General features: G+C 48.3%; 2 protein-coding genes. Both read left to right on the top strand.

Going from position 1 to position 13,577, the window contains the following annotated elements:
* Window positions 1-124 precede the first annotated feature (124 nt).
* Complete coding sequence (locus tag C1T21_RS05315) at window positions 125-11,335, top strand: non-ribosomal peptide synthetase (protein WP_103047503.1); 11,211 nt, start codon at window positions 125-127, stop codon at window positions 11,333-11,335.
* 265 nt (window positions 11,336-11,600) lie between these two features.
* Window positions 11,601-13,502, top strand: coding sequence for a serine hydrolase domain-containing protein (locus tag C1T21_RS05320; RefSeq protein WP_103047504.1), 1,902 nt, complete (start codon window positions 11,601-11,603; stop codon window positions 13,500-13,502).
* Window positions 13,503-13,577: the final 75 nt, after the last annotated feature.

Consider the following 13,577-nt stretch of genomic DNA (forward strand, 5'->3'; position numbering starts at 1 on the left):
AGAGGGCGCGGCTTGTCCGACTGCCCTTGCCTGCAAAGTATTCTTTTTCCGACACAACGCTCATGTACGTAACAACGCACCATCCAACCGGGGGAACAGGCCCCATGAAGCAGGAGGGATGTCATTGAAAGCCTTATTTGAGAAGGAAAAAAATTACTGGAGTCATAAACTGGAATCAGAGGATCATATCATCTGTCTACCATACACCAACCAGGTGTCCAGAAATACAACTGTAACGTGTTTAAATTCCCATACGTATACGCTCACATTTCCAACTGAAATTTCCCAAAGAATATCATCTATAACAGGTAGCGCTCCATGGGCCGTGTTTATGGTCCTGCTTGCTGGAGTAGAGAGCTTATTGCATAAATACACAGGTGAGGAATATGTGCTGCTGGGCATTCCGGTAGCCAAGTCTGGCAACGGTGCTACAAAGCCGATCAACCATCTGCTTTTATTGAAAAATGCGCTGGATTCCAGCACAACCTTCAAAGCCTTGCTGTCTCAAATCAAAACCTCTGTCGGCGAAGCTATTGAACATCAAAACATTCCTTTTTGGAACTATTCTGAATTACTTGACATTCAACGTAATGAGGATGGAAAGCCTCTTATTCACACCACAGTATCCTTGCAAAATATTCATATTTCTGATTTTTTGAATCACGTACAATCTGAACTAGATTTCCAGTTTCAATGGGAAAATGAAGCGGTCTCCCTGAACGTAAAGTATAGTAGCGACCGTTATAGCGAGACGACGATTGAGCACTTTGTTGAGCAGCTTCTGCGGCTGTACACTATTGTTTTGCAACAGCCAGAGTTGGCGATTTCCACAGCACAAGTGCTGTCAGAGCAAGAAGTAGAGCAGCTGGTTCATACCTTCAACGATACAAATGTGGATTATCCACGTCATGCGTCTATTCATGAATTGTTCGAGAAACAGGCGAAGCAGGCACCACAGCAGGTGGCGGTAGTGTGTGGGCAAGATAGCCTAACCTATGCAAAATTGAATGAAAAGGCCAACCGACTGGCTCATTCTTTACGTAAGCAGGGAATCCGCACCGAGCAGACGGTCGGCATTGTAGCTGAACGCTCGATTGAGATGATTGTCGGTATGCTCGGAATTCTCAAAGCAGGTGGAGCGTATGTACCCATTGATTCTGATTACCCGGATGAGCGTGTACGCTATTTGCTGAAGGATTCCGGTGCGGACATACTGCTCGTGCAGCGAATGGAACATCGGCCCACTGATTTTAAGGGAAGGGTGCTTGACCTTAGCGATGCTGCAATTTATGGAACGAATGATGCTGATCGTTACGATCCCATTTTGCCGAATGATCACGGAACGAATACTGATCCGGGATACGTGGACTGCCTAGATCCGTTCTACTCCATTTCCGCCAGTCCCGAACTTGCTTCTACGACAAACATACAACCAGAAAACATGCAACCGAAAGCTACGCAATCAGAACAAGCAAAACAAATACAGCACGCATATGCAGCTGAAGAACAACCGAAAGCGAGCGCAGCTGGTCGCTTGGCCTATATTATGTACACCTCAGGGACTACAGGCCAGCCCAAAGGGGTTATGGTGGAGCACCGTAATGTCGTGCGTTTGGTGACAAACACAAATTATGCACGCTTGAATGCCGACACGCGCATTTTGCAGACCGGGTCTGTTGTCTTTGACGCGTCCACCTTCGAAATTTGGGGTGCGTTATTGAACGGTGGACAGCTGGTGCTGGTGAGTCAGGATGTTATTTTGGACGCGCCCAAGCTCAAGGAAGTTGTTCGCAATCACGGCATTACCACGATGTGGCTGACCGCACCACTCTTTAATCAGCTATCCCAGCAGGACTTGGAACTATTTGAGGGGATGCGGGAGCTATTGGTTGGTGGTGATGTGCTGTCCGTACCGCATATTAACCGGGTATTGGAGGCCCATCCGAATCTACATATCATTAACGGCTACGGTCCGACGGAAAATACGACCTTTTCCACCACACATGCCATTACCAGGGTTCAATCGGCATCTGTGCCCATTGGTAGCCCGATCCATAACTCGACGGCATATGTCGTGGACGGTTCGATGCAGCTCCAGCCTGTTGGAGCGTGGGGAGAACTGATCGTCGGCGGTGACGGGGTGGCTCGCGGATACCGCAACCGCCCAGAACTGACGACCGAAAAGTTCATTGACAGTCCGTTCCGTGGCGGCGAACGCTGCTATCGAACAGGGGATCTGGTGCGTTGGAGTGCGGACGGGACGCTGGAATATAAGGGACGAATCGACGCGCAGGTGAAAATTCGAGGCTACCGGATTGAGCTGGGCGAGGTGGAAGCACAGCTGTTGAAGCTGGAGGCAGTCCGAGAAGCTGTTGTAATTGCACATGAAGATGAGCAGGGGCAAAAGCTGCTCTGCGCATATGTGGTCACCCATGAAGTAGCGACAAGTGAGCTGCGTAGTGCTTTGAGCCAGGAGCTACCGGGCTACATGGTACCGTCGTATTTTGTGCAGCTGGAGCAATTGCCACTGACGCCCAATGGCAAGGTGGATCGCCGAGCGTTGCCACAGCCAGAGGGAGGTGTAAGCTCAGGCGCAGAATATATACCTCCTCAAAATCAATTACAAGCACAACTGGCTAGCATCTGGAAAGATGTGCTGGAGCTTGAGCGCATTGGGATTAAGGATAACTTTTTTGAGGCAGGAGGACATTCCCTGCGGGCGACACATGTCATATCACTCATCTATAAGGAATTGCATAAAAATGTGCAGCTAAAGGATCTGTTCCAGCATCCGACAATTGAACAGCTGGCGCAGGTTATTGAAGCACTAGAGCAAACCACCTATGAATCCATCCCTGTTACGGAGAATAAGCCATTTTATGCGGTCTCTTCGGCTCAAAAACGGATGTATATCCTCAATCAGCTTGATGGAGCGGGAATTAGCTATAACATACCTGGTGCCCTGACTCTGACCGGTTCACTTGATCACAAGGCACTGGAGAACGCGTTCCGTCAGCTTATTGACCGCCATGAAACATTGCGCACAAGTTTTGAGACCATGAACGGTGAACCTGTCCAGCGAGTACATGACGAGGTTCCTTTTCGCATGGAATTGACCTTTGCTCACGGAGCTGCCCCAAAGGAAACGGATGAGCTGGTACGTAACTTTGTTCAGCCGTTCGATCTGGGGCAGGCCCCGTTATTCCGAGTTGGTTTGATTGAAACAGACCCAGAGCATCATATTTTGCTCATGGACATGCATCATATCATTTCGGACGGTACCTCTATAAATGTACTAATTCAGGACTTCATTCATTTATATGCAGGCGACACGCTGCCATCGCTGCGCATTCAGTATAAAGACTACGCCGCTTGGCAACAGAAGCAGCAGCAAAGTGAACGCTACCGGGAACAGGAAAACTACTGGCTCAATACCTTCGCAGGAGAGCTACCTGTGCTTGATCTACCGACTGATTATCCACGCCCAGCGGTGAGAAGCTTTGAAGGAGATGTGCTGGAATTTACGCTTGACCAACGACAAAGCGAAGGCTTAAAAAGCATTGCGGTGCAGACGGAATCGACATTATATATGGTGCTGTTGGCTGCCTATTCGGCTTTGCTTAGCCACTATAGCGGGCAGGAGGATATAATTGTCGGTTCGCCAATTGCAGGGCGGCCCCATGCGGATCTTGGCAGTCTGATCGGGATGTTCGTGAATACACTGGCAATCCGTAATTATCCAGAAGGCGGGAAAACGTTCCGCGATTATGTGTTGGAGGTCAAGGAAAACGCGTTAAAGGCTTTTGAACATCAGGATTATCCGTTTGAAGAGCTGGTGGAGAAGCTGGGCGTGGATCGAGATTTAAGCCGTAATCCGTTATTTGATACCATGTTTGCACTGCAAAACTTAGAGCAAAAAGAGCAACAGCTGGCGGGGCTTCAATTGGCATCCTATCCAAGTGAACAAACGACGGCCAAATTTGATTTGAGTCTGTTCGCAGTGGAGGATGGAGAACAAATTTCCTGTGCTCTTCAATACGGAACTCGGCTGTACAAACGGGAAACCATTGAACGACTGACTGAACATTTGCAGCAGCTTATCAATGCGGTTATAAAACAGCCGGATATCGCTCTTTCGGCTATAGAAATGGTTTCGGCCCAAGAAAAAGAGCTGCTTGTGCAGAGATTCAATGATACGGTAGCAGACTATCCGTATCCACGAGATCAAGCACTGCATGTGCTGTTCGAGGAACAGGTAGCGCAATCACCAGATCGGCTGGCCATCACCTTTGCGGACATGCAGCTTACCTACCGCGAGCTGAATGAACGTGCCGACCGTCTGGCACGCATACTCGCTTCCCATGGGATACAGCGCGGGTCCGAGCCAGAGACACAGCGAGTAGGGATTATGGCTGAACGCTCCATTGAAATGGTCGTCGGTATGCTGGCGATTTTGAAGGTCGGAGGGGCTTACGTTCCCATTGATCCCGATTATCCTGAGGAGCGTATCCGTTATTTACTGGAGGATTCCAGTGCGGGGCTGTTACTGTTACAGCGACGTGAGCAGATGCCTTTTGAACCCGGCATTCCGGTCATCGATTTGAGTGATGAACAGCGATGCAATAGCAAATCTGAATGTGACGCTCAGACGGATGGAACAATTGCGATTACAACAGGGGGATCTTCTTCCGATCTTGCGTATGTGATCTACACCTCTGGTACGACAGGCAAGCCGAAGGGTGTGATGATTGAGCACCGTAATGTCGTGCGCCTAGTGAAAAATAAAAGCTATGCCACACTTGATGAAAATACACGTATGCTGCAATTGGGCGCAGTTGTGTTCGATGCCTCCACATTTGAAATTTGGGGAACGTTGCTGAACGGGGGACAACTGTATGTGGTAAGTCATGACACTATTCTGGATGCCTCCAAGCTCAAACAGGCAATTGACAAGTATCGTGTTAACACGATGTTCATGACCACGGCTTTATTCAATCAGTATTCGCAGCAAGAAATCGGAGTGTTTGCGTCCTTGAAGGAGTTGCTCGTGGGTGGTGATGTGTTGTCTGTACCACACGTCAATCGTGTGTTGAAGGAGTACCCGCAGCTTCGCCTTGCCAATATTTATGGGCCGACGGAGAACACCACTTTTTCCACCATCTATGACATTACTGAACCGCAAACCCAGGCTATTCCCATTGGACGTCCAATTGATCACTCGACCGCTTATGTGGTCAATCGTTCGTTGAAGTTGCAACCTATCGGAGCCTGGGGAGAGCTGATCGTCGGTGGCGACGGTGTTGGGCGAGGATATCTGAATCGGCCCGAGCTTACGGCGGAAAAATTTATTGAAAGTCCATTCCGGTCTGGAGAATATTGCTATCGTACAGGGGACTTAGTGCGTTGGCGTGCTGATGGTGTACTGGAGTACAAGGGAAGAATGGATGAGCAGGTCAAAATTCGCGGCTACCGCATCGAACTGGGTGAAATTGAAACCCGTTTGTCCACGATTCCAGGTGTGAAGGAATCGGTTGTTACCGTGCGGCAGGACGATCACGGACAAAAACAGCTGTGTGCCTATTTTGCAACAGACAGTGAATTGAGCGCCAGCGACTTACGTAACATTTTGTCGCAGGATCTGCCTGGCTATATGGTGCCGTCCTACTTTGTGCAGCTCTCCAGACTGCCTTTGACGCTGAATGGCAAAGTAGACCGCAGGGCACTGCCCGCACCTGAGCACAATCTCGATACAGGTATGGATTATGTGGCACCCGAGACGGATGTCCAACAGGCACTGGCTACGGCTTGGGGAGCCATTCTTGGTATCCCGAAAGTCGGAATACAGGATAACTTTTTCCATTTGGGTGGTGACTCCATCAAGGCCATCCAAGTATCGTCCCGCTTGTTTCAGGCTGGATACAAGCTGGAAATGAAGGACTTGTTCAAATACCCAACAATTGCGGGATTAAGCACATATATTCAGCCTGTCAACCGAATAGCCGAGCAGGGCGAGGTTACAGGAAATGTAGTGCTTACACCGATTCAGCGCTGGTTTTTTGAACAGCCCACGGGAGAACCATACTATTTTAACCAATCTGTCATGCTCTATCGTCAGGAAGGCTATGACGAACAGGCACTACGGCGGGCGCTCCTTCAGATTACATCGCACCATGATGCATTGCGTATGGTTTTTAGTTTTTCGGAGAACGGATGTACAGCATGGAACCGCAGTGTAGAGGAAGGCGAACCGTACCATCTGGAGTGTTTTGACTATAAAGACAGCGATGTAAACAAGCAAGATTTGGCGAAGATAATTGAAGCGAAATGCAATGAAATTCAATCTGGTATTTCCCTAAGCGAAGGTCCGCTGATGAGACTGGGGCTGTTCCGTTGCCCGGATGGAGATCATCTGCTGGTCGTGATTCATCATTTGGCGGTGGACGGAGTATCCTGGCGCATTTTATTCGAGGATTTGGCGACTGCCTATGATCAAGCCTCCAAAGGTGAACAGGTGATTCAGCTGCCTCATAAAACAGATTCGTTCCAAACATGGGCCGAGCAGCTGCACGCTTATGCCAACAGTCCAGCTATGGAACGTGAGCGTGCGTATTGGGGGAAACTTGCACAAGCGGAACTGGCTTCTTTGCCGCAGGATTATGGGCATAACGAGCACGAAAAGCCATTGATTGGCGATAGTGAGTCGGTTACTGCTTTGTGGACACATGCAGAGACAGAGCAGCTGCTCAAGCAGGCCAATCGTGCCTACCGTACAGAAATTAATGACCTGTTGTTGACGGCGGTAGGAATGGCATTGCAAGCATGGAGTGGAAATGATCGTTTCCTGATAAATCTAGAGGGACATGGACGTGAAGCCATTTTACCAGAGGTGGACATTACTCGAACGATAGGGTGGTTTACAAGCCAATATCCTGTTTTGCTCGATATGCCGGAAGAACTGGCACTTTCGCAACGGATTAAGTGTGTGAAGGAAGGACTGCGCGGCATTCCGCAAAAAGGGATTGGCTACGGTGTACTGAAATATTTATCCGACCGTCAGACCCAGGCACCGGAGGCATCTCCAGCCATATTTACGACAGATCCCGAAATCAGCTTTAACTATTTGGGACAGTTCGATCAGGATATGAAAGGGAACGACTTGCAATCATCCCCATATGAGGGTGGGATGCCGCTGAGCCCGACCATGGCTCGAACGTATACGCTTGATTTTGGCGGCATTATTTCGGGAGGCCAACTGGGTCTGACGATTAGCTATAGTCGTACCAGCTATAGACCGGAGACCATCGAGCGATTGGCGAAATTCCTGGAATCGAGCCTGCGTGAAATTTTGGAGCATTGCATCCATAAAGAACACCCGGAGCTTACCCCAAGTGATATTTCTTACAAAGGAATGAGTGTGGAGGGCTTGGACAGCCTCTTATCTGAAATGGGTGCTGCGGGCGAGATCGACAATGTATATGCACTGACCCCCATGCAGAAAGGGATGCTGTTTCACAGCCAGCTAGATAGTCAAGCAGCTGCGAATGACGCATATTTTGAGCAGGTTTCTTATGATATGCGAGGTCAGATGGACATTCGGGCTTTTGCAGAAAGCCTGAATATTCTGGTTCGGCGACATGAGGCGCTGCGTACACATTTTTATTTTGGCAGAGATACGGAACCGTTGCAGGTGGTGTATCGAAATCGGGATTGCGGCTTTCAATACGAAGATTTACACTATCTGGATGAGAATGAAATAGATACCAGGGTGAAAAATTTCAAGCTACAAGATAAAGCACGGGGCTTTGATCTGCGTCGGGATGTCCTGCTGCGTGTAGCGATTTTACGTACCGGAGAAGACAGCTATCATTTTGTATGGAGCTTCCATCATATCGTCATGGACGGCTGGTGCCTGTCCCTTATAAATAAAGAAGTGTTTGAAAGCTATGCAGCACTTCAGGAGGGCAGAGTACCAGAGCTGGCACCGGCAGTGCCGTACAGCCGCTTTATTGAATGGCTGGAAGCACAGGATGCCAAGGCGGCAACCGACTACTGGAGCAGCTATTTATCCGGATATGAGCAGCAAACAGCATTACCAGCTGTAAAATCCGGTCGCAAGAGTGGAGGCAACACGGCTAGTGATTGGGTGACGGTTTTGGAACGTGAGTTGACCCTCCGGGTGGAGGAGACGGCTAAGCGATATCAGGTGACCATGAATACGTTATTACAAACCGTCTGGGGGATTGTGCTGCAAAAATATAACAACCACAGTGATGTCGTATTTGGTAGTGTCGTCTCAGGTCGTCCATCGGATATTATCGGGGTAGAGGATATTATCGGCTTGTTCATTAATACCATTCCAGTTCGCATTCTTAGTGAGGCAGGGGAATCCTTTGCAGAAGTTATGAAGAAAACACAGGAGCAGGCGCTGGCTTCTCATGCGTATGATACGTATCCACTGTTTGAGATTCAGGCATTGACCGACCAGAAACAGGATTTAATTAACCATATTATGGTGTTTGAAAATTATCCGGTAGATGAGCAGGTCGAAGAACTGGGAAGTGACGGGCAGGAACCATTCCCGATTTCCAACGTGGTGGCTGCAGAGCAGACTAACTATGATCTGAGCTTAGTCGTTATGCCGGGAGAATGCATCAAGATTCGTTTTATGTATAATGCGTTAAGTTATGATCAAACAGGCATTAAGCGTCTGCATGGGCATTTTGTGAATCTGTTGGAGCAAGTTTTGCTTAACCCGAATGTTTGCGTAGAAGAGCTGGAACTGGTTACAGCGGCGGAAAAACAACAAATTACAGGAGAGTTTAATGACACTGCCTCTGCATATCCAAGCAATCACACGATCCAAAAACTGTTTGAGGAGCAGGCAGAGCGCACGCCGGATCATATTGCTGTAGCTTTGGGTCATCAATCATTGACCTATCGGGAACTCAATGAGACAGCCAACCGTTTAGCGCATACGCTGCGTGATGCAGGGGTGAAATCCGATGAACCTGTTGGCATTTTGACGGAGCGCTCACTGGATATGATTACGGGAACACTCGCTATTTTGAAGGCTGGAGGCGCGTATGTGCCGGTAGACCCTCAATATCCGGAGGACCGTATCCGTTATATGCTGGAGGACTCGGGAGCTAAGCTGCTGCTGGCTCAGCAGGATTTACTGGATCGTTGCTATTTTGACGGACAGATTGTCAATCTGAATGAGGATACGTCCTACAGTGCAGATGCTTCCAATCTGGGTATAGATGGAGCGGGTAATCATGCTGCTTATGTCATTTATACCTCAGGTTCAACAGGTAATCCTAAGGGTGTCGTAGTTGAGCATCAAAGTGTCGTGCGCCTTGTCCGCAATACGGATTATGTGCCATTTGATGAATCGACCCGAATGCTGCAGACTTGCGCGTTTGTATTTGATGTATCTACGTTTGAGATTTGGGGTGCGCTACTGAATGGTGGTCAGCTTGTTCTTGTGCATAAGGATGATCTATTGGACGCGGCCAAGCTTAAAGAGACGATACGGGATCATCACGTCACCATGATGTGGCTGACCACACCGTTATTTAATCAGCTTTCACAGCAGGATAGTAAACTTTTCGGCGATGTGAAGTATTTGTTGATTGGTGGTGATGTTTTGTCTGCACCCCATATTAACCGGGTCCTGCGCGATAATCCGGACATGAACATCATTAACGGCTATGGGCCAACGGAAAACACAACCTTTTCGACGACGTATCACATTACGGAAGAACAGCTGGATTCTGTGCCGATCGGACGGCCCATCTGCAATTCGACGGCGTATGTTGTAGATTCGTCATTTAACCTGCAACCGGTCGGAGCTTGGGGTGAGCTGGTTGTCGGCGGAGACGGAGTTGCACGTGGTTATCTGAATCGTCCTGAGCTGACGGCTGAGAGATTTCTTGCTAACCCGTGGAGGGACGGAGATCGCCTGTACTGTACGGGAGACCTTGTTCGCTGGCGTGAAGACGGCATGCTGGAATATGCCGGACGGATTGATCAACAGGTTAAAATTCGCGGTTACCGGATTGAACTGGGTGAGGTGGAGGCGCGGCTGGCAAGTGTACCGTCCGTGCGGGATAGTGTTGTTATTGCTTTGCGGGATGGAGCAGGTCAACAGCAATTATGTGCTTACTTCACTGCCGATGAACAGCTGACCATCCGTGAGATTCGAGCTGCGATGTCGGCCAGTCTGCCGAGCTATATGATTCCATCCGCATTTGTACAGCTGGATCGGTTTCCGCTGACGACAAACGGCAAAATCGACCGCAAAGCTTTACCTGTGCCGGACAAAGGGCTGCACACGGGTATAGAATATGTCGCACCGCGAACCGATGTGGAGCAGTTGCTGGCATCCATTTGGCAGGAAGTGCTTGAAATTCCACAAGTGGGTATCCATGATGACTTTTTCACGTTGGGTGGGCATTCCTTGAAAGTACTGGAGCTTATACGCAAAGTTCACCTTGCCACAGATATTGAGCTCCCCATCCGTAGTGTTATGGACTTCCCGACTATAGAAGAGCAGGCGCTCACATTATTGAAAGCCGATCTGGAATACAAGGCCGAAAGTCCAATCATTCGGTTGAATGAACACGGTCCGATCTCCATCTTCTGCTTTCCTCCTATGCTTGGATACGGGCTGTCGTTCGCGGAGCTGGCGAAACAACTGGATCAGGACGCAGTCGTGTATGGATTGGAGTTCATGGATAATGCTGCGGATGAGCAGGCCATGCTGGCACGTTACGTTGATTTGATCGTCAGCACGCAAGCGCAAGGTCCGTATGTGCTGCTTGGTTATTCCATAGGTGGTAATCTGGCGCATAAGGTTGCTGACACACTGGAACGTCAAGGTCATGCTGTATCCGATATTTTTATGCTCGATTCGGTCAAAAGGGCGGAAGCCCTGCCCTTCACAGTTGAAGAAACAGAGCATGAAATTCATGACATGCTGGAACAGGTTCCCGACTCCTACCGTGAGCTGTTGAATGAAACGTACCAACGTAAAATGATCGCTTACGCGGTGTATGGCAACCAGCTTGTGAATACAGAGAGCGTTCAGGCGAATATTCACGGCTTTGTCGCCGTTGGATCGGAAACGGTGAGAGGTACAGGAGATAATCGACTTTTATGGAAAGACGCTACACAAGGTAGCTATGAAGAGCATAGCTTGATTGGTAATCATTATGAATTGCTGGAACCCGGATTTATCGAGGAAAATGTAAAAAGTATCCGTGCCACAATACAAAAGATAACTCGGAACACGGACAAAGACATGACACAAGATTTGGCACATCATAAATCTTGAAAGTCTATGGTCGATGATGTAACGAACGGAATCACTAATTTTTAATCTGTAACTCATGAATCCTGATCGACAGGTAAGAAGCCTTCTGCTTACACGATTCGATCAGGATTCGCTTTATCATGTGCACTCCCGCGATGGGAAGTGCGATGATTCCATAGCGCCATGCTGATGGCTTCCATACGGAGTATAAATATCTGCTCGCTATGCAATCACCGCACGGTTCAAATCATTAAATCAACTTCATACGTAAGGATGGTACTTCAATATGAAGAATAAAGGCACTTGCTACCTATCCGCATTTTTAGCAGCGTTGTTTCTCTGGAACCTGCTCATTGCTTCGGCATGGGCAACAGACAGCATAACACCTGATTCATTGGAAAAAACAGTGGACGATATCATGAATACAGAATTGGAAAAATTGCATATTCCGGGGGCTGCGGTCGTCGTGACTCAAGAAAACCAAATCCTTTTTAGTAAAGGCTATGGATATGCAGATCTGGAGCGGAAAGTGGCATTCGATCCAGCGAAGACCATTGTTCGTGTCGGCTCTCTAACCAAATCATTTAGTGCAAGCGCCACGATGCAGCTGGTTGAGCAAAACAAGCTTGATTTGAATGAAGACGTGAACAGCTATCTCCACAGCTATAAAACTACGCAATACCAAAATCAGCCTTTCAATTTGCATCAGCTTTTGACACATACCTCAGGATTGGATGAAGCGCTGTACGACATTAACAGCTCGACTCGGGCAAACGTTTTGCCCACAGAGCAGTACCTCAGCACGTATTTTCAAAATCAGCCTCCCATCCGCAAACCTGGAATTCAGTATGATTACAGCAATGTCGCCTACGGTCTGATCGGTAATATCGTGGAGCAAGTAAGCGGTCAGGGACTGAACGATTACCTCCGTACACATCTGTTCAAGCCGATGAATATGCCCAGCGCGACGCTGGAATTGCCGTTAAATCATCCGGCACTGGCCCAATCGTATCAGTGGAAGGATGGAGCGTATTTGAAACAGCCTTTGTCATATATCAATCTGCCGGGAGCAGGAGCGTTGAACGTCACACCCAACGAGTTTTCCCATTATCTGATCACTCATTTAAACCAGGGCAAGTATGAGGGCAAAGTGGTGCTCCAGCCACATACGGTAAAAGTGATGCATGCGCAGCAATTTGCAGTCGATGCACGCCTGGATGGCGTAGGCTACGGATTTTTCCGTGGTCATTTGGAGACGGAAGTACCTATGCTGTGGGCTACCGGGGAAATTGATGATTTTATTTCGGAAATGGTACTGATTCCGTCGCAAAAGATCGGTATTTTTGTGATCATTAATTCAGCTGACACGGACACCCTGCTTCATGGAAAAGTCATCCATGCGATAGCCCAAATGCTGCCCTCAGAGCCGCAGGCCGTTTCGCAGTCACTAGCTCGTTCTTCCACCCAAGTGAAGCTTTCGCCAGAGATTGAGGGCGTATATCAGGTGGATTCTAATCCTGTTCATGGGTGGGGAAAATGGATTCGGATACTGGGAAACATTACATACACCGTGCGAATTCAAGATGATCATACGTTAATTGTTAAAGGAAAATACCCAAATGAGAATGAAGCAACAGACAAAGTTTTTCAAGCAGCAGGCGATGGATTGTTTGTGGAAAAGGGGGGCCAGCTTAAAATTTTGCTGTATCAGGAAAACGGTACGTGGATGATGGTTGCCCCGGATAGTAAGACCATAAAGCAGACGACACTTTGGCACCTTACCTGGACCCTGCTTGTCAGCTACGCTGCCGCCTCCTTATTTTTCATCACAACCTTGCTGATTTGGATCGTAAGATATGTGATCAGAACTATCCGTAAAACGAATAATCACATTTCGTCCAACCTTGCATTCATTGCGTCACTAAATACGATTTTTCTCGGAGTGCAGGTCATCTATGGTAACAATCAGATCGTGTACGGCTATTCCGCGTGGTATATCTGGGGAATTTGCACGCTGCCGCTCATTTCAGCACTCATTGCCGTGTGGGTATTAATCGTGAATGGCGCAAAGCTGATTACAGGGGAAAGAAGAACCCGGGCTGCCGGGAAAATCCTATTTGCGGTACTCACATTGCTGCATACGGTGTATCTTTTTTATTGGAATTTCCTTCCTATTCATTATTCCTAAAGATTTACAAAACAATGCATATTCGAACATAAATGAATGCTAAAATTTGTATCTGATGCCCCCCAGAGGGGCTTT

The sequence above is a fragment of the Paenibacillus sp. F4 genome, assembly GCF_002894905.1.
Lineage (GTDB): Bacteria > Bacillota > Bacilli > Paenibacillales > Paenibacillaceae > Paenibacillus > Paenibacillus polymyxa_B.

Bases quoted from the DNA above. Each gene is read 5' to 3' on its own strand.
- C1T21_RS05320 (WP_103047504.1), top strand. From the start codon at position 11,601: ATGAAGAATAAAGGCACTTGCTACCTATCCGCATTTTTAGCAGCGTTG.